The 18,087-nt window shown below is 70.8% G+C and carries 15 protein-coding genes; 8 read left to right on the forward strand and 7 right to left on the reverse strand.

Annotated features, from left to right (window positions below):
* Window positions 1-283: 283 nt before the first annotated feature.
* The 5 genes from AB0E05_RS21465 to AB0E05_RS21485 form a co-directional block, all read right to left on the reverse strand.
* A complete protein-coding gene (locus tag AB0E05_RS21465; RefSeq protein ID WP_361965747.1) occupies window positions 284-961 on the reverse strand; it encodes a response regulator transcription factor in 678 nt (225 codons plus the stop codon).
* Between the two features lie 23 nt (window positions 962-984).
* On the reverse strand, window positions 985-2,334 hold the full coding sequence (locus AB0E05_RS21470; RefSeq protein ID WP_361965750.1) for a sensor histidine kinase: 1,350 nt from the start codon (window positions 2,332-2,334) through the stop codon (window positions 985-987).
* A 107-nt stretch (window positions 2,335-2,441) separates the two neighbouring features.
* Window positions 2,442-3,311 carry a DUF4429 domain-containing protein gene (locus tag AB0E05_RS21475; protein ID WP_361965752.1) on the reverse strand — a complete coding sequence of 290 codons (870 nt, stop codon included), beginning with the start codon at window positions 3,309-3,311 and terminating at the stop codon, window positions 2,442-2,444.
* Window positions 3,312-3,386: 75 nt separating this feature from the next.
* Complete coding sequence (locus AB0E05_RS21480; protein ID WP_361965830.1) at window positions 3,387-4,532, reverse strand: alpha/beta hydrolase; 1,146 nt, start codon at window positions 4,530-4,532, stop codon at window positions 3,387-3,389.
* 192 nt (window positions 4,533-4,724) lie between these two features.
* Window positions 4,725-5,384, reverse strand: coding sequence for a TetR family transcriptional regulator (locus tag AB0E05_RS21485; protein ID WP_361965754.1), 660 nt, complete (start codon window positions 5,382-5,384; stop codon window positions 4,725-4,727).
* Window positions 5,385-5,593: 209 nt separating this feature from the next.
* Here AB0E05_RS21485 and AB0E05_RS21490 point away from each other — a divergent pair, with 209 nt between their 5' ends.
* Window positions 5,594-7,207 carry an MFS transporter gene (locus tag AB0E05_RS21490; RefSeq protein WP_361965756.1) on the forward strand — a complete coding sequence of 538 codons (1,614 nt, stop codon included), beginning with the start codon at window positions 5,594-5,596 and terminating at the stop codon, window positions 7,205-7,207.
* Between the two features lie 290 nt (window positions 7,208-7,497).
* Here the strand turns inward: AB0E05_RS21490 and aceE are convergent, their stop codons facing one another.
* Window positions 7,498-10,245, reverse strand: coding sequence for a pyruvate dehydrogenase (acetyl-transferring), homodimeric type (gene aceE / locus AB0E05_RS21495; RefSeq protein WP_361965758.1), 2,748 nt, complete (start codon window positions 10,243-10,245; stop codon window positions 7,498-7,500).
* Between the two features lie 607 nt (window positions 10,246-10,852).
* Between aceE and AB0E05_RS21500 the strand changes: the two genes are divergently transcribed.
* The 6 genes from AB0E05_RS21500 (at window position 10,853) to AB0E05_RS21525 (ending at window position 15,586) form a co-directional block, all read left to right on the forward strand.
* The gene (locus tag AB0E05_RS21500) at window positions 10,853-11,275 is read left to right on the forward strand and encodes a DUF3052 domain-containing protein (protein ID WP_361547114.1); all 423 of its coding nucleotides are present in this window, start codon (window positions 10,853-10,855) and stop codon (window positions 11,273-11,275) included.
* Window positions 11,276-11,481: 206 nt separating this feature from the next.
* Window positions 11,482-11,946 carry a peroxiredoxin gene (locus AB0E05_RS21505; RefSeq protein WP_361965761.1) on the forward strand — a complete coding sequence of 155 codons (465 nt, stop codon included), beginning with the start codon at window positions 11,482-11,484 and terminating at the stop codon, window positions 11,944-11,946.
* Between the two features lie 138 nt (window positions 11,947-12,084).
* Window positions 12,085-12,660 (forward strand): TerD family protein, encoded by a 576-nt coding sequence (locus tag AB0E05_RS21510; protein WP_361965763.1) that lies wholly within the window; start codon window positions 12,085-12,087, stop codon window positions 12,658-12,660.
* A 215-nt stretch (window positions 12,661-12,875) separates the two neighbouring features.
* The gene (locus AB0E05_RS21515) at window positions 12,876-13,451 is read left to right on the forward strand and encodes a TerD family protein (protein WP_361965765.1); all 576 of its coding nucleotides are present in this window, start codon (window positions 12,876-12,878) and stop codon (window positions 13,449-13,451) included.
* Window positions 13,452-13,556: 105 nt separating this feature from the next.
* On the forward strand, window positions 13,557-14,690 hold the full coding sequence (locus AB0E05_RS21520; protein WP_361965767.1) for a DUF475 domain-containing protein: 1,134 nt from the start codon (window positions 13,557-13,559) through the stop codon (window positions 14,688-14,690).
* Between the two features lie 158 nt (window positions 14,691-14,848).
* Entirely contained in the window at window positions 14,849-15,586 is a 738-nt protein-coding gene (locus AB0E05_RS21525) for a Tellurium resistance (protein WP_361965769.1), read from the forward strand.
* A 272-nt stretch (window positions 15,587-15,858) separates the two neighbouring features.
* Here AB0E05_RS21525 and AB0E05_RS21530 read toward each other — a convergent pair whose 3' ends face one another.
* Window positions 15,859-16,680 (reverse strand): TerD family protein, encoded by an 822-nt coding sequence (locus AB0E05_RS21530; protein ID WP_361965772.1) that lies wholly within the window; start codon window positions 16,678-16,680, stop codon window positions 15,859-15,861.
* A 200-nt stretch (window positions 16,681-16,880) separates the two neighbouring features.
* On the opposite strand from AB0E05_RS21530, the gene AB0E05_RS21535 reads away from it, so the two are divergent.
* A complete protein-coding gene (locus tag AB0E05_RS21535) occupies window positions 16,881-18,056 on the forward strand; it encodes an HpcH/HpaI aldolase/citrate lyase family protein (protein ID WP_361965774.1) in 1,176 nt (391 codons plus the stop codon).
* Window positions 18,057-18,087: the final 31 nt, after the last annotated feature.

Consider the following 18,087-nt stretch of genomic DNA (forward strand, 5'->3'; position numbering starts at 1 on the left):
TTCCCCGCGGGAGCGTTGGTCCCAGCGCCCCTCAACACCCTGCCCTGCGGGCTACCCGCTACGGACGGTTAAAGGACAACAGCAGCCACAACAGGGGCGCTGGGGGTCCCCCCATGCCCTCTGGGCATAGGGGGCGGAACTGCGCGACAAGCCACACGCGGCCCGCAGGGACCGACGCACCCGCAGAAACAACGACGGGGACGTCAGGGGTGCGCAACCACGCACAGCCCGCAGATCCGCGGCGCGGCAAGCCGCACCCGGGGCGTACGGGCAAGCGCCGGCGTCACGCAGTGCCCGGGCGGACCAGGCCCGACTCGTAGGCGAAGATCACCGCTTGCGCCCGGTCGCGGAGGTCCAGCTTCGCCAGCACCCGACCGATGTGCGTCTTCACCGTCTGTTCCGCCACCACCAGATGCCGTGCGATCTCCTGGTTCGACAGGCCCCGGGCGATCAGCTCCAGCACCTCCGTCTCCCGCGGAGTGAGTCCCTTCAGCCGGAGCGAGGGGTCCTTCCGCGGGGCCGGACGCTGCGCCGCGAAGTCGGCGATGAGACGGCGCGTCACGGACGGCGCCAGCAGCGCCTCGCCCGCCGCCACGATCCGTACCGCCGAGATCAGGTCCGCCGGCGGCGCGTCCTTCAGCAGGAAGCCGGACGCGCCCGCGCGCAGCGCCTCGTACACGTAGTCGTCCACGTCGAACGTGGTGAGCATCAGCACCTTCGGCACGTGCACCACCCCGAGCGGGGGTTCGAGGATCGCCCGGGCCGCGGCGAGGCCGTCCATCTCCGGCATGCGGACGTCCATGAGGACCACGTCGGGGTGGGTGGAGCGGGCCACGTCCACGCCCGCCCGGCCGTCCGGCGCCTCGCCGACGACGTCGATGTCGGCCTGCGCGGACAGCAGCGCGGCGAAGCCGGCACGGACCATGGCCTGGTCGTCGACGATGATCACGCGAATGGTCACTCGGGGGCCTCCGGGGCGGACGGTCACGGCACGGGCACGTCGGGCGCGTCCGGGGCGTCCGGCGCTTCCGGCGGGGACGAGGCCAGCGGCAGCCGTGCAGCCACCCTGAACCCCCCGTCCGGCAGCGGACCGGTGTCCAGCGTGCCGCCCGTCAACCGTACGCGTTCGCGCATCCCGACCAGACCGTGCCCCGTGCCCGCGGACTCCAGCGGCGGCGCCGCGGTCCCCGCCTCCGCCGCGGGCCCGTTGACCACCACCACGATCAGGTCCGTGCCGTCGGACACCACGGACACCCGGGTCGCGGCCCCGGGCGCGTGCCGCACCACGTTCGACAGCGCCTCCTGGACGATGCGGTACGCGGACAGGTCGACGGCCTGCGGCACGGAGCCCGCGGGCACGCTCAGCGACAGCTCGACGGGCACCCCGGCCCGGACCGTCGCCTCCACCAGCTGCTGCACCCGCGCGACGCCCGGCTGCGGGGCCAGCTCCCCGTCGGCGTCCTCGCTGCGCAGCACCGCCAGCAGCCGTCGCATCTCGGTCAGGGACTCGCGGGCGCTCGCGGCGATGCTGGTGAACTCCTCCCGGGCCTCGTCGGGCAGCCCGCTGATGCGGTACGGCGCCGAGTCCGCCTGCACCGTGATCACGGACATGTGGTGGGCGACGACGTCGTGCAGCTCGCGGGCGATCCGGGTGCGCTCCTCCAGCAGCGTGCGCTGGGCGCGCTCGGTCTCGCTGATGGTCTCCTGCGCGGCCAGCCGCCGCTGGGCGTCGCCGCGCTCCCGCAGGGCGCCGGTGACCACCAGCGCCACCCCGGTCAGGACGAACAGCAGCAGCCAGCTGCCGTCGCTGAGATCGGAGCCCGCCAGTTCGAAGAGGAACCCCGCCAGCCCCGTGGCCAGCCACACGGCGACCAGCGCGCGCCGTGACTCCCGCAGCCCGAGGAAGAGCATCAGGATCACGTAGCCGATGATCACCATCGGCGTCCACGGCCAGGAGCGGCCCGTCACGTCGACCGCGCCCGCCAGGACGATGCCGCCGAGCACGTCGGCCGCGAAGACGATCCACCACGCCTGGAGCGGGCGGGTCACCGCGAGCAGCAGGGGCGCGGTCTGTGCGACGGCCAGCGCTCCGGCCATCGGGCCGTTCAGGCCGTACTCCCGGGCGACCACGGTCACCGACGTCGGCAGCAGGATCGCGACCGCGACGAAGGCGACGGCGTACGGCGCGTACCGCAACAGGGCCCGCTCGGAGGCGGCGAAGAGCGGGGTCGCCTCGTGGGAGGGGGTGCGCACGGCCGCGACGAGCAGGCGGAGCTGGGTGCGGGCGGAGCGCCACAGGGGCGGCTGGGGCGAGGTGGCAGGCGATCGAGACATGGTCACGCCAGGGTAGGCAGCCCCGCGGGCGACGGCGTCATACCCAGGGGGTGCGGTACGACGTCATACCGGGGTGCTACGCAGGGCCCGAGCGGCGTCTCGCGCGCTCACAGCTCCGCCAGCAGCTCCGTCTTCTTGGACGTGAACTCCTCGTCCGTCACCAGGCCCGCGTCCCGCAGCTCCCCGAGGTGGCGTATGCGCTCGGCGATGTCGGCGGGGTCGCGCCGTCCGGCGGCCGGCGCCCCCGGCACCGGGGCGACCGGGACGGGACCGGCCCGCCGCACGGACTCCAGGACCGCGGCGGCGAACGGCAGGGACTCGTGCACCGTGCCGTTGCGGAAGCCGAAGACCACCGCGGCCGGGTCCTTGTCGACCCGGTCCGGCGGGGTCGGCACCGAGGCCCGGCGCAGCAGCCGCAGATAGCCGGCGGGGCCCTCGGGGGTGCGCCACTCGACGCCGGTCAGCTCGGTGACCGGGAAGCTCTGGTCGCCGGCCTTCCACTTCGCGGAGGACGCGCCCGTCGAGGACCAGCGGAAGTCGACCCGCTGTCCGTCGAAGGACGCCTTTCCGTCGTACGCCTTGAAGGACAGCGGGGAGTCGGGGGCCGCGACCACGTAGCGCGCCGCCGGCAGGTCCGCGTCGGCGGCCAGCACGGCGCTCAGCCGATCGCGGTAGTGCAGGGCGGCGGCCTCCTGGTCGGCCGGGAGTACGAGCCGGTAAGGGTCGCTCTCCTCCTTCAGCTGCCCCGCCGCGGCGTCCATCAGCGGATCCGCGCCCGATCTCGGTGCCGCGCGCAACACGAACGTCCCCCGCTTGCCCGGGGAGAGCGCCACCGACGCCAACGCATCGTGGGGGATGCGGCGTTCGCGGAGCGCCTGGAGCAGCTTCGGTGTGCGGTGTCCCCGTTGGTAGCGGATGAGCACGGAGTCGGACTCGAACTCCCATGTGGCGTGAATTCCGGCCAGTACATCACCCATACGCATCATCGTAGGCGTCGGGCACGCTCCCGTCGCCCCTTGAAGCAGAGCGATGCTCACAAAGTTCTACGCGCGTCAGGACGCCGCTTCGCCGGAAATATCACGTCGGCACGTGGCGTCGTCACCGGCGCAGCTCACGCCCTCGTACGAACCGACCGCCACATTGGCGAAGTTGGTCACGCTTTCGGTACCTGGCTCGAAATAGCCGGTGTGGCCGATAGCTCCCGCAGTAGACACTACGCGGGCGCCGAACTCCGGCGACACCGGGTCCGTGCCGTGCCCGAAGCCGCCCACTTCCAGGTGCGGCACGTCCTCGATCCAGTCGTCGCGGTCCCGGGCCGCCCACACCCGGGCCCGGGCGCCCAGCTCGGCGACGTTCCCGGCGCGCATGCCGGGGCTGCCGGCGACGGCGATGTCCGTGACCCGGGGGGTGAGCCGGTGCGCTGCGACCCCGCACACCACCGAGCCGTAGCTGTGGCAGACCAGGCTGATCCGCGACGGGCCGGGCAGTGCGCCGGTGAGGGCCACCAGCCGGTCGGACCCGCCCTCGGCGAGCCGGCCCATCGCGGACTCCACGCCGACGCCGACGGGCGCGGTGTAGTCGGCCCAGGCGATGACCGCGGTACGGATGCCGGGGGCGGCGGCCCGCCCCGCTGCGTACAGGGACCGCGCCATCCCGGCCGGGGCGGTGTACTTGCGCTGCGTCCGCTCGAACGTCAGCAGATTGGTGTCCACGCCCGGGACGACGACGGAGACCCGCTCGGCCCGGTCGAGGTCGCCGAGCACCTCGGCGACCCGGCCGGCGCCCGAGGGGTCGAAGGCGAGGACCTGGCGGCCGGGGTCCATCAGGGCCTGGAGCCGGTGTTGGCGACGGGCCGCGTCGCGCCGTCCGTCGGCGCTGAGCGCCCCGTGCGTGAGGCGTTCGCGCTCCCGCTCCCGGGTCAACTCGCGCTGGAGCGCGATCCGGTTGGCGCGGTAGCGCAGCGTGACCGGGGCGCCGTTGAGGTTCCCCACGACCAGGGGGAGGCGTTCGGCGAGCCGGTCGCGGTCCCGGGCGGCGAGGGACGCGAAGAAGTCGGCGAGCCGCTGCGGCGGGGCGTCGGTCCGCGGCAGCGGCCGACCGCCGACGGACGCGGCCCGCCAGGCGGCGGCCTCGGCGTCGTACGGGCCGAGCGGCGCGGCGCCGCGCCGCACGGCGGTCCAGCCGGTCGTCGACAGCATCACGAACACGACCGCGAGCGCGAGCAGGGCGCGCCCCGCGGTCCACGTGGGGGAGAGGGAAGAAGACACCGCGCCCTAGGGTAGGCCCCCGCGCCGCGGGCCCTCGGCGGGGGCCCGGCGGCAGGCGGTGCGCGGGTCCGTACGGCGGTCGCCGCGCGGACCCCGAGGGCGGTGTCCCGCTCCTGCGGGGCGTCACCCCTGCGGGGCGTCCGCCCGCCACGAGCCCATCAGCGCCGGGCCCAACTGGTCCATGCACCGCGCGGTCAGGTCGCGGATCGCCTCCGGACTGTGGTCCTCGCCCTCGCTCCACCACCGCCCGGCCACCCGCATCGCCCCGCTGAACGCCGCGACGGCGACCCGCGCGCGCGGGTCCTCGTCGACGTCGATCCCCTCGCGCTCGGCGATGAGGGAGGCGATCTTCTCCTCCGTCTCCATGGAGCGTCGGATGTGCACCGCGAGCAGCGCCGGAGTGGACTCGATCAGCAGGTACGAGCGCATGTGCAGGTCGACGGGGGCGATCTCCGCGACGGTCTCCCCGATGCCGTCCCACGCCGCCAGCACCGCCCGGCGCATCGCGGTGAACGGCGCCTCCCGCGGCGGACGCGCCCGCAGCGCGTCCACGAAGCTGCGCTCGACGACCTCCTGGACGGCGAAGGCGGCCTCCTCCTTGCTGGCGTAGTAGCGGAAGAACGTGCGCTGCGAGACGTCCACCACCTCGGCGATCTCGTCGACCGTGGTCTCGTCGAAGCCCTGCGTGGTGAACAGCTCCAGCGCCGCGCGCGCCAGCGCGTAGCGCGTCCGCTGCTTCTTCCGCTCGCGCAGTCCGGCGACCTCCGCCGGCTCGACCGTCACGTCATGGCCTCACTTGGTTGGTCGGTGATCGTCTGGGAGCCGGACGACCGAAAAGGGCTCCGGCAGGAGGTCGAAGAAACGCCCGGGAGCACCGCGGGGGCTGGTGACCCGGGGCTTCGGACCAGGTCAGCCTACCTGTGACCTAAGAGACAGTTACCGACTAATAAATCGCTTTGTCAACTGTCAGTGGCTGACATTACGCTGCCTTCATGACTAGTCAGATCACCGTCGACAAGGCGCCGCGGGAGCCCCGGGACGCCGCACCGGCCCCGGGCAGCGGGCTCCGCGGCCACCCCTGGTTGACCCTCTTCGCCGTCGCCATCGGCGTGATGATGGTCGCGCTGGACGGCACCATCGTCGCGATCGCCAACCCCGCGATCGCGAAGGACCTCGATGCCACCTTCTCCGACGTCCAGTGGATCACCAACGGGTACTTCCTCGCCCTCGCGGTCACGCTGATCACCGCGGGCAAGCTCGGTGACCGCTTCGGACACCGCCAGACCTTCCTCATCGGCGTCGTCGGCTTCGCCGCCGCGTCCGCCGCCATCGGCTTCTCCAGCAGCATCGCGATGGTGGTCACCTTCCGGGTGCTCCAGGGCCTCTTCGGCGCGCTGCTGATGCCGGCCGCGCTCGGCCTGCTGCGCGCCACCTTCCCCGCCGAGAAGCTGAACATGGCCATCGGCATCTGGGGCATGGTGATCGGTGCGTCCACCGCGGGCGGCCCCATCGTCGGCGGTCTGCTGGTCGAGCACGTGAGCTGGCAGTCGGTCTTCTTCATCAACGTGCCGGTCGGCATCCTCGCCGTCGCCCTCGGCGTGGTCATCCTCAAGGACCACCGCGCGGAGAACGCCCCGCGCTCCTTCGACATCCCCGGCATCCTGTTGCTGTCCGTGGCGATGTTCTGCCTGGTCTGGGCGCTCATCAAGGCCCCGGAGGCCGGCTGGGGCTGGGGCGGCGCCAAGACCTGGGGCTTCATAGCCGCGGCCGTCGTCTGCTTCGTGGTCTTCGCCGTCTGGGAGAAGAAGGTCGCCGAGCCGCTGATCCCGATGAAGCTGTTCAAGTCCGTGCCGCTGTCGGCCGGCGTGGTCCTGATGGTGCTGATGGCGATCGCCTTCATGGGCGGTCTGTTCTTCGTCACCTTCTACCTGCAGAACGTGCACGGGCTGAGCCCGGTCGACGCCGGTCTGCACCTGCTGCCGCTCACCGGCATGATGATCGTCGCCTCCCCGCTCGCCGGCGCCGTGATCACCAAGGTCGGCCCGCGCATCCCGCTCGCCGGCGGCATGCTCTTCACCGCGCTCGCCATGTTCGGCATGTCGACCCTGGACAAGGGCACCAGCAGCGCGGTGATGTCGATCTGGTTCGCCCTCCTCGGCCTCGGCCTCGCGCCGGTCATGGTGGGCGCCACCGAGGTCATCGTCGGCAACGCCCCGCTCGAACTGTCCGGCGTCGCCGGTGGCCTCCAGCAGGCCGCGATGCAGATCGGCGGCGCGCTCGGCACGGCCGTCCTCGGCGCCGTCATGGCCTCCAAGGTCGACAGCGACCTGGAAGGGAACTGGGCCGAAGCCCAGCTTCCGCCGCTGGACCCGGAGCAGATGGACAAGGCCGCGGAGGCCGTCCAGGTCGGCGTGCCCCCGGTGCAGCCGGGGACGCCCCCGGAGGTCGCCGGCAAGATCGCCGACGTCGCCCATGACACCTTCCTCTCCGGCATGGGCCTGGCGAGCCTGGTCGCCGCCGGGGTGGCCGTCGTCGCCGTCTTCATCGCCCTGCTGACCAAGCGCGGCGAGAACGCGGAGGCGGGCGCCGGCGGGGCCCACATCTAGGTCGTGTCTTCAAAGTCCCGTCTGCCCGTCGTGCCCTGGTGCGCGCCCTCGCCGCGTTGTCGTCGGTCACCGACGTCCCCCTGTGCCCTGGGGGCACGGTGGTACCCCCACCGCGTCGACTCCCTCCTCCGCCTTGCGATCGCACGCACCAGACCCCGCCAGGCCCGCCCCAAGGGCGGACGACGCTACTTTGAGGACACTCCCTAGCGCCCCGTACGGTACGCAACCGACGAAGAGCCCCACCGACCTCGGGTCGATGGGGCTCTTCGCGTACGTGCAGGAGACAGGCCCTAGGCGTCCCCGCCCGCCGGGCCCGGGTCCGCCGCCGCCACGTCCAGGAGCTGGTACCGGTCCACGGCCTGCTTCAGCACCGAGCGGTCCACCTTCCCCTCCCGCGCCAGCTCCGTCAGCACCGCCAGCACGATCGACTGCGCGTCGATGTGGAAGAAGCGCCGCGCCGCCCCGCGGGTGTCGGCGAAGCCGAAGCCGTCCGCACCCAGCGAGGAGTACGTCCCCGGCACCCAGCGCGAGATCTGGTCCGGCACCGAGCGCATCCAGTCCGACACCGCCACGAACGGCCCCCCGGCGCCGCTCAGCTTGCGGGTCACGTACGGCACGCCCTGCTCCTCCTCGGGGTGCAGCAGGTTGTGTTCCTCCACCGCCACGGCCTCGCGCCGCAGCTCGTTCCAGGAGGTCGCGGACCAGACGTCGGCCCGTACGTTCCACTCGTCCGCGAGGATCCGCTGGGCCTCGACCGCCCACGGCACGGCCACGCCCGACGCCATGATCTGCGCCGGGATCTGCCCGCGCTCGCCCGCCTTGTAGCGGTGGATCCCCTTGAGGATGCCCTCCACGTCCACGTCCGCCGGCTCGGCCGGGTGCTGGATGGGCTCGTTGTAGACCGTCAGGTAGTAGAAGACGTCCTCGCCGTGCGGATGCTCCGCGTCGCCGCCGTACATCCGGCGCAGTCCGTCCTCGACGATGTGCGCGATCTCGAAGCCGAAGGCCGGGTCGTACGCCACGCAGCCGGGGTTGGTGGAGGCCAGCAGCTGGGAGTGGCCGTCCGCGTGCTGGAGGCCCTCGCCGGTCAGCGTCGTGCGGCCGGCGGTCGCCCCCAGCACGAAGCCGCGCGAGAGCTGGTCCGCCATCTGCCAGAACTGGTCGCCGGTGCGCTGGAAGCCGAACATCGAATAGAACACGTACACCGGGATCAGCGGTTCGCCGTGGGTGGCGTACGCCGACCCCGCGGCGATCAGCGAGGCCGTGCAGCCCGCCTCCGAGATGCCGTCGTGCAGCATCTGCCCGGTCGGCGACTCCTTGTACGCGAGCAGCAGCTCCCGGTCCACCGACTCGTACTGCTGGCCCAGCGGGTTGTAGATCTTGGCGCTAGGGAAGAAGGAGTCCATCCCGAAGGTGCGGTACTCGTCCGGCGCGATCAGCACGAAGCGCTTGCCGATCTCCTTGTCCCGCATCAGGTCCTTCAGCAGCCGGACGAAGGCCATCGTGGTGGCGATCGACTGCTGGCCCGAGCCCTTCTTCACCGCCGCGTAGGTCTGCTCGCCCGGCAGCTCCAGCGGCGTCGACCGCACCACGCGGGACGGCACGTAGCCGCCCAGCGCCCGGCGGCGGTCGTGCATGTACTGGATCTCCTCCGAGTTCCGGCCCGGGTGGTAGTACGGCGGCAGCCCGCTCTCCAGCTGGGAGTCGGCGATCGGGATGTGCAGCCGGTCCCGGAACCGCTTGAGGTCGTCGACGGTGAGCTTCTTCATCTGGTGGGTCGCGTTGCGGCCCTCGAAGTTGGGGCCGAGGGTCCAGCCCTTCACCGTCTGCGCCAGCACCACCGTCGGCTGGCCCTTGTGCTCCTTGGCCGCCTCGAACGCCGCGTACACCTTGCGGTGGTCGTGACCGCCGCGCCCCAGGTGCAGGATCTGCTCGTCGGTCATGTTCGCGACCATCGCGCGCAGCCGCTGGTCGCCGCCGAAGAAGTGGTCGCGGATGTACGCGCCGGTCTCGGTGGCGTACGTCTGGAACTGGCCGTCCGGCGTGGTGTTCAACTTGTTCACCAGCAGGCCGTCGCGGTCCTGCGCCAGCAGCGGGTCCCACGAGCGGTCCCAGATCAGCTTGATCACGTTCCAGCCGGCGCCGCGGAACTGCGACTCCAACTCCTGGATGATCTTGCCGTTGCCGCGCACCGGGCCGTCCAGGCGCTGGAGGTTGCAGTTCACCACGAAGGTGAGGTTGTCCAGGCCCTCGCGGGCGGCGATGGAGAGCTGGCCGAGCGACTCCGGCTCGTCCATCTCGCCGTCGCCGAGGAAGGCCCACACGTGGGAGTTCGAGGTGTCGGCGATCCCGCGGGCTTGCAGATAGCGGTTCATCCGGGCCTGGTAGATGGCGCTGATGGGGCCGAGCCCCATCGACACCGTCGGGAACTCCCAGAAGTCCGGCATCAGCCGCGGGTGCGGATAGCTGGACAGGCCGTTCGGCGCCTTCGACTTCTCCTGACGGAACGCGTCGAGCTGGGCCTCGCTGAGCCGGTCCAGCAGGAACGCCCGGGCGTAGATGCCCGGCGACGCATGGCCCTGGAAGAAGATCTGGTCGCCGCCGTCACCGCCGTCCTTGCCCCGGAAGAAGTGGTTGAAGCCCACGTCGTAGAGGGAGGCGGAGGACGCGAAGGTGGCGATGTGGCCGCCCACGCCGATGCCCGGGCGCTGGGCGCGCGAGACCATCACCGCGGCGTTCCACCGCGTCGCGTTCAGGACCCTGCGCTCGACCTCCTCGTTGCCCGGGAAGAACGGCTCGTCCTTGGTGGCGATGGTGTTGACGTAGTCCGTGCTGCGCATCTCCGGCACGGCCACCCGCTTCTCGCGGGCCCGCTCGATGAGGCGGAGCATCAGATAGCGGGCCCGCTCCCGGCCCCGCTCGTCGACGGCGGCGTCGAGTGAGTCCAACCACTCCTTGGTCTCCTCGGGATCGAAGTCCGGGACCTGGCTGGGAAGGCCGCCAATGATGATCGGGTTGCGATCTGATCCGGAAGCCACGCTGTTCCTTCGCTGCTCGGAGGGGTTCGAAGTCCGGGGCCGGAGTGCTGGGCTCTCGTGCGGAGCGCTGTGCGGTGCCGTGCGGTGCTGCGAGGTGCCGTGAAGCCGTCGTGCCGTGCGGTGCCGCGCGGGGCGCCGTACCGCCTCCCATCGTGTACCGCGGGTCGGGAAACGTCATCTCTACCGAGGGGTAACCCGTGATCCGGCCCACACGTCGTGACGCGGCCCCTGCGCTCGACACCGGGGCAGGACCACCCGAATTGCAACCATACGCCCGGGGCGGTGCGGGGTTCCGTTCGGGTGCTCCGGGCGGGACTCGGTATCGAGGGGAGGTGAATGAGTCGTAAATTAGGGGTATGCGACCGTCAGCGGCGGCGCGGCGCCCCGGTGGGGCCGTCCGTCGGGAGGTCGTCGTGGGCTCCGACGAGCCGTGCGGCCCAGGCCGCACGTGTCAGGAGTTGCGCCGAGACGGACGCAAACGTCACCGTTTCGGCGGTCTGGACGGCCGGGTACTTGCGCGATCCGTCCCGCCCGTGTGGACTACGGCCAAAGCCGCGCGTACGCGCGCGTGGCGCAGCATCTACCGAACATGATCAGGAGGCAAGCCGTGAGCGCGACCGCGGACCACGCGGAGGAGCGGACCAACCCGGCAGCGAGGCTGGGGTTCGAGCCCGGACAGGTGGTCCAGGAGATCGGCTTCGACGACGACGCCGACCAGGATCTCCGTGAAGGCATCGAGTCCGTCATCGGCCAGGATCTGGTGGACGAGGAATACGATGACGTCGCCGACGTCGTCGTCCTCTGGTTCCGGGACGAGGACGGCGACCTGACGGACGCCCTGGTGGACGCCATCGGCCTCCTCGACGAGGGCGGCATGATCTGGCTGCTGACTCCGAAGACCGGCCGGGACGGCTACGTGGAGCCGAGCGACATCAGTGAGGCCGCCCAGACCGCCGGGCTCTCGCAGACCAAGAGCATCAGCGTGGCCAAGGAGTGGTCGGGCACCAAGCTCGCCGCCCCCAAGCGCTGACCTTCCGTCCGCCGGCTGGGTGACCGGCGTACGCACCAGACGCAGGCCGAACCGCGCTGCCGCACGCCGGCCGCCGGTCCAGGGCCCCACGGACCCCCTCCGCCTCCGGGCGGAGGGGGTCCGCGCGTAGGGTGGGGGGACCTTTGGGTGCACCCGGTGGGGTGGACCCGGCACCCCAACAGACCGGCGGAAGGAACCCACGCGCCATGGCGATCGAGGTCGGCACCAAGGCCCCGGATTTCGAGCTCAAGGACAACCACGGCCGGACCGTGCGTCTCGCGGACTACCGCGGTGAGAAGAACGTGGTGCTCCTCTTCTACCCGTTCGCCTTCACCGGCGTGTGCACGGGCGAGCTGTGCGCCCTGCGCGACGAGCTGCCCACGTTCGTCAACGACTCCACCCAGCTCCTCGCCGTCTCCAACGACTCCATCCACACCCTGCGCGTCTTCGCCGAGCAGGAGGGCCTGGAGTACCCGCTGCTGTCGGACTTCTGGCCGCACGGCGAGGTCTCCCGGGCCTACGGGGTCTTCGACGAGGACAAGGGCTGCGCCCTGCGCGGCACCTTCGTCATCGACAAGGAGGGCGTGGTGCGCTGGAGCGTCCTCAACGCCCTCCCGGACGCCCGTGACCTCAACGAGTACGTCACGGCGCTGGGCGCGCTCGACGCCTGATCGCGTCCGAGCGGGACGGATCGAAGGCGTAGCGGGCGAAAGCCTGTTTCACGGGGGAACCGCTCACTAGGATCCACTTGTTGATCCGACACGAACGCACCACGGGGGCGCTGCCCCTGAAGACCTATGGAGGGACTCGTGGGAGTCAGCCTCAGCAAGGGCGGCAACGTCTCGCTGACCAAGGCCGCACCCGGACTGACCGCCGTCACGGTCGGCCTCGGCTGGGACGTCCGCACCACCACCGGCACGGACTTCGACCTGGACGCCAGCGCCCTGCTGACCAACACCGAGGGCAAGGTCGCCAGCGACGGGAACTTCGTCTTCTTCAACAACCTCAAGAGCCCCGACGGCTCCGTCGAGCACACCGGTGACAACCTCACCGGTGAGGGCGAGGGTGACGACGAGCAGATCAAGGTGAACCTCGCGGGCGTGCCCGCCGACGTCGACAAGATCGTCTTCCCGGTCTCCATCTACGACGCGGAGAGCCGCAGCCAGTCCTTCGGCCAGGTGCGGAACGCCTTCATCCGTGTGGTCAACCAGGCCGACAACAACGAACTGGCCCGCTACGACCTGACCGAGGACGCCTCGACGGAGACTGCGATGGTCTTCGGCGAGCTGTACCGCCACGGCGCCGAGTGGAAGTTCCGCGCCATCGGCCAGGGCTACGCCTCCGGTCTGCGGGGCATCGCCCAGGACTTCGGCGTCAACGTCTAAGGCGCGCCCTGGGGCCTGTCTTGTGGGTCGGGCTCGTGAGCCCGGCAAGATCCACACGGCGGTCCCTGGCAGTCAGTCAGCACCCGTCCCGGCGCCGCACTGCCGCACCTCGCAGTGCGGCGCCGGACGTTCCTGCGACGGATGTTCCGTTTGCAGGTCGGGCGTGCGGGACAGGCACGCAGCGAATTCAACGTCTTTCAGGGGAGGACCAGATCATGGGCGTCACACTCGCCAAGGGGGGCAACGTCTCCCTCTCCAAGGCGGCACCGAACCTCACCCAGGTGCTCATCGGTCTCGGCTGGGACGCGCGTTCCACCACCGGAGCCGATTTCGACCTGGACGCCAGCGCGCTGATGTGCGGCGGCGGCCGGGTCCTGGGGGACGAGTACTTCGTCTTCTACAACAACCTCAAGAGTCCCGAGGGCTCGGTCGAACACACCGGCGACAACCTCACCGGCGAGGGCGACGGCGACGACGAGTCGCTGCTGGTCGACCTCACCAAGGTGCCGGCCAACGTCGACAAGGTCATCTTCCCGGTCTCCATCCATGACGCGGACAACCGCGGCCAGACGTTCGGCCAGGTCAGCAATGCCTTCATTCGGGTGGTCAACCAGGCCGACGGCCAAGAACTCGCTCGCTACGACCTCAGTGAGGACGCCTCCACCGAAACCGCGATGATCTTCGGTGAGCTGTACCGCTACGGAGCCGAGTGGAAGTTCCGTGCAGTGGGCCAGGGGTATGCGTCGGGCCTGCGCGGCATCGCTCTAGACTTCGGGGTCAACGTTTCGTAAACCGCGCCCAGGGCGGGGAAACCCGCCCCGGCTGTGCGGGGAGAACCCTCCCACGGACTACCCCGGGGGGCTTCGGGGGACCCCCACCTACACGATTGGGTAGCAGTGGTTCTGAAAACCTTCGGCTGGTCGTTCGCGGTCACCGCGCTCGGCCTGGTCGCAGCCGTGTTCTACGGCGGGTGGACCGGATTCTGGATCGTGGCGATCCTCTCCATCATGGAGATCTCGCTGTCGTTCGACAACGCGGTCGTCAACGCCGGAATCCTGAAGAAGATGAACGCCTTCTGGCAGAAGATCTTCCTCACGATCGGCATCCTCATCGCCGTCTTCGGCATGCGGCTCGTCTTCCCCGTCATCATCGTCGCCGTGAGTGCCAGTCTCGGGCCCATCGAGGCCGTGGAGTTGGCGCTCAACGACAAGGACAAGTACGAGCAGCTCGTCACCGACGCGCACGCCTCCATCGCCGCCTTCGGCGGCATGTTCCTGCTCATGATCTTCCTCGACTTCATCTTCGAGGAGCGGGAGATCAAGTGGCTCGGGTGGATCGAGCGCCCGCTGTCCAAGCTGGGCAAGGTCGACATGCTGTCGGTCTGCATCGCCCTGATCATCCTGATGATCAGCGCGATGTTCCTGGCCCCCGAGGCCCACACCCACAGCGGCGCGGCCGACAAGACCGAGACGGTGCTGCTCTCCGGTGTCGCCGGTCTGATCACGTACCTGGTCGTCGGCGGTCTCTCCGGCTACTTCGAGAACAAGCTCGAAGAGGAGGAGGAGCGCGAGCACGAGGAGGAGGAAGCCGCCCGCAAGAGCGGCAAGCGGGTCACCGCCCTGCAGGTCGGCGGCAAGGCCGCCTTCTTCATGTTCCTCTACCTTGAGGTCCTGGACGCGTCGTTCTCCTTCGACGGCGTCATCAGCGCCTTCGCCATCACCAACGAGATCGTGCTGATGGCCCTCGGCCTCGGCATCGGCGCCATGTACGTCCGTTCGCTCACGATCTACCTGGTCCGCCAGGGCACCCTGGACGACTACGCGTACCTGGAGCACGGCGCCCACTACGCCATCGGTGCGCTCGCCACGATCCTGCTGATCACGATCCGCTTCGAGATCCACGAGATCATCACCGGCTCGGTCGGCGTGCTCCTGATCGCCTGGGCCTTCTGGTCCTCGGTCAAGCGCAACAAGGCGCTCGCCGCGGAAGCGGGCGAAAAGGCCCGGCCACACTCCGAAGCAGGGGTGTGACGACCGCGTTATTGCGGAACGCTCTCTGCGGGGCGGCTTCGGGGCACGGGCCTCGGCGCCGCCCCGCGCAGTGCCCGCGGGCGGGGGAGCGGTACGCGCGGGGAGAAGGGTCCGTCTGCACGACGCGACCGCCGACACACCACCGGGGGTGGGAACGCATGGCCTTCTGGGACGGACTGCTGCGCGGCAGGGCCTCTCAGTTCGACCTCGGCACCGCCGCGGCGAACGTGATCCCGTTGACGAAGCGGCGGCCCACGGCGTCGCTGACCAAACAGGGCGCCGCCACCGGCCACCTGCGGGTCAACCTGTCCTGGCGGATGCGGACCTCGGACATCGAGGGCCGCCCCGAGCTGGGCGGCAGACTGCTGCGGCACCCCCTGAAGTTCTTCCAGCCCGAAGTCGTCCAGGCCCACACCCAGGGCATGGTCAACGTCGACCTGGACCTCGGGTGCCTGTACGAGATGGACGACGGCAGCAAGGGCGTGGTCCAGCCCCTCGGCGGCTTCCTCGGCTCGACGAACGAAGCGCCGTACGTCAGGTGCAGCGGTGACGACCGCTTCGGCTCCGGCTCGGGCGAGACCATCTACGTCAACCTCGATCACCACGCCGAGATCAAGCGGCTGCTCTTCTTCGTCTACATCTACGACCAGACCCCGGCCTTCGACCGCACCCACGCGGTGGTCACGCTCTATCCGAGCAGCGGCCCGCGCGTGACGGTCGAGCTCGACGAACGCGCCCCGCAGGCCCGCTCCTGCGCGGTGTTCTCCATGGAGAACATCAAGGGGGAGATGATCGTCCGCCGTGAAGTGAAGTTCGTCTACGGCTTCCAGGCAGAGCTCGACCGGCTGTACGGATGGGGCTTGCAGTGGGGTCGCGGATACAAGACGAAGCTGTAAGGCCTGTCTGGAGTTCCCCCGCGGCGTCGCGGCGACTGGCACCGCCGCCTCCGGCGTTGTCGTCAGTCGCCGACGGCCCCCTACGCCCGAAGGGCGTGGGGGGACCCCCACCGCGTCGACTCTCCCCCTGGGCCTGGCGGCCCGGGAGACGCCCCCATCCTCGGCCTTGGATTCGACGGCACCAGTCGCCGCTCCTTCTCCCGCGCTGGAACTCCAGACTGGCCCGAGGACGCCGCCCGGGGCCCGGCGCCCGCCCGCCCGGTGCGGGCGGGTCAGCGCCGGGCGAACTGCGGCCCCATGGGCGGCAGCCGGAAGTCCGGATCGGGGACGAAGGGGGCGGCCGGCTGTGGGCGCCCGTGGCCTGGCTGACCGGGCTGCGGCGACGAGGGCTGCGGATGGCCGTAGACGGGCCGGGCGGCCGGCGGCTGCGCCGGCCGCGGGGGCACGACGGGCGGCTGCGCCGGCGGTGGCGGGAGTTCCGGGGCCGACGGCGCCACGGCGGCCGGCGCGCTCCCGGCCCCGTCGCCGCCCTCGGCCGACGTGCCCTCGTCCACCGAGATGCCGAAGTCGGTGGCCAGCCCCACCAGACCCGTCGGATAGCCCTGCCCCACCGCCCGGAACTTCCACGCGTCCCCGCGCCGGTACAGCTCCCCGCAGATGATCGCGGTCTCCAGGCCGGTCTCCGGCGCCACGTCGAAGACCGCGATCGCCTCGCCGTCCGCGCGGGCGGCGTCGTACAGCGCGATCCGCAGGTCCCGCACGTGCTCGAAGGTGCCGCCGTCGGAGGAGGCCGCGAGCACGACCTGGTCCACGGAGGCGTCCAGCGAGGTCAGGTCCGCCTCGACGACGTCCGCCAGCTGCTCCCCGATCTGCTGCTTCGGCAGCCGGCGCACCAACCCCGAGGGGTGCCGCGGCTGGTTGTAGAAGACGAAGTCCTCGTCGGAGCGGACCCGGGCGTCCGCTCCGAGCAACAGCGCGGAGGCGTCCACGTCCGGGACGCTGCTCCCCGGCGTCCAGCGCAGCACGGCCCGTACGGCCGTGGCGTTCAGAGCGACGTTCGAGCCCTTCACCATCGCGTGCGTCATGACCGTCATCCTGCCTTCCCCGGGGCCGCCCGGACAACGCGGGGCGCGGCCGGCGGCGCGCGACCCCGGAGCGGGGACGGAAGGACGCATGGAGGGTGCAACGATGTCACCGGGCGTTCACTGCCCGGGGGAACTCCCGGCACGCTTTCGTACGTACTATTACCGGCCACGTCAAACAGGCGTGCCGCCCAGGAGCACGGGGGACATTGATGCGTCATTTCGGGCAGCTTTCACCTGCCGCCAGGGAGCGCCTGTTCCATCGGGAGCCCGCGGAGTTCAGCGCGGACTCCCCCGCACACGTGCTCGCTGCCGCCCTCGGGGCCACGCTCTACAGCCCGGCCACCAGGCCCCGGCTCGCCGATGACGTCGTCAAGCAGGTGACCAGCGGAGTCGTCTCCATGGTGCTCTGCCTGGAGGACTCCATCGACGACGCCGAGGTGCCGGCCGCCGAGGAGAACCTGGTCCGGCACTTCGCCGATCTCGACGCCCGTGCCGAAAAGGGCGCGGAACTCCCCCTGCTCTTCATTCGCGTCCGGGCCCCCGGACAGATTCCCGATCTTGCCCGCCGGCTTGGAGAATCGATTCGGCGGCTGTCTGGATTCGTACTGCCGAAGTTCACCGAAGAACGCGGGATCCCCTTCCTCGAAGCGCTCACCGCCGCCGAGGCCGCCACCGGACAGCGCCTCTTCGCGATGCCGGTCCTGGAGTCCCCGGAGCTGCTGCACCTGGAGACCCGGCGCCAGACCCTCAGCGCCATCGCCACCACCGTCGACAAGTACCGCGACCGGGTCCTCGCGCTGCGCCTGGGCGTCACCGACTTCTGCTCCGCCTACGGGCTGCGCCGCGCGCCCGACATGACGGCTTACGACGTCCAGATCGTCGCCTCCGTCATCGCGGACGTCGTCAACGTCCTCGGCCGCGCCGACGGCACCGGCTACACCGTCACCGGCCCCGTGTGGGAGTACTTCCGACTCCAGGAGCGGATGTTCAAGCCGCAGCTGCGCCGCAGCCCCTTCATGGCGGGGCGCGCCGACGAGCTGCGCACCGCGCTGATCGAGCACGACATCGACGGACTGCTCCGCGAGATCGAGCTGGACCGGGCCAACGGCCTCACCGGCAAGACCTGCATCCACCCCTCGCACGTCGGGCCCGTGCACGCGCTGTCCGTGGTCAGCCACGAGGAGTTCAGCGACGCGCAGGACATCCTGCGCCCCGAGCGCGGCGGCGGCGGGGTGGTGCGTTCCGCGTACACGAACAAGATGAACGAGGTGAAGCCGCACCGTGCCTGGGCCGAGCGGACCCTGCTGCGGGCGACCGCCTTCGGCGTGGCCCGGGAGGACGTCGGCTTCGTGGAGCTGCTGACGGCGGGGCTCGCCGACACGTGATGGACCAGCCCCCGCACACGTACGGAAGACC

It is taken from the genome of Streptomyces sp. NPDC048057 (assembly GCF_040653095.1).
GTDB lineage: Bacteria > Actinomycetota > Actinomycetes > Streptomycetales > Streptomycetaceae > Streptomyces.

Bases quoted from the DNA above. Each gene is read 5' to 3' on its own strand.
- AB0E05_RS21470 (WP_361965750.1), bottom strand. From the start codon at position 2,334: ATGTCTCGATCGCCTGCCACCTCGCCCCAGCCGCCCCTGTGGCGCTCC.
- AB0E05_RS21475 (WP_361965752.1), bottom strand. From the start codon at position 3,311: ATGGGTGATGTACTGGCCGGAATTCACGCCACATGGGAGTTCGAGTCC.
- AB0E05_RS21480 (WP_361965830.1), bottom strand. From the start codon at position 4,532: ATGCTGTCGACGACCGGCTGGACCGCCGTGCGGCGCGGCGCCGCGCCG.
- AB0E05_RS21490 (WP_361965756.1), top strand. From the start codon at position 5,594: ATGACTAGTCAGATCACCGTCGACAAGGCGCCGCGGGAGCCCCGGGAC.
- AB0E05_RS21505 (WP_361965761.1), top strand. From the start codon at position 11,482: ATGGCGATCGAGGTCGGCACCAAGGCCCCGGATTTCGAGCTCAAGGAC.
- AB0E05_RS21515 (WP_361965765.1), top strand. From the start codon at position 12,876: ATGGGCGTCACACTCGCCAAGGGGGGCAACGTCTCCCTCTCCAAGGCG.
- AB0E05_RS21525 (WP_361965769.1), top strand. From the start codon at position 14,849: ATGGCCTTCTGGGACGGACTGCTGCGCGGCAGGGCCTCTCAGTTCGAC.
- AB0E05_RS21530 (WP_361965772.1), bottom strand. From the start codon at position 16,680: ATGACGGTCATGACGCACGCGATGGTGAAGGGCTCGAACGTCGCTCTG.
- AB0E05_RS21535 (WP_361965774.1), top strand. From the start codon at position 16,881: ATGCGTCATTTCGGGCAGCTTTCACCTGCCGCCAGGGAGCGCCTGTTC.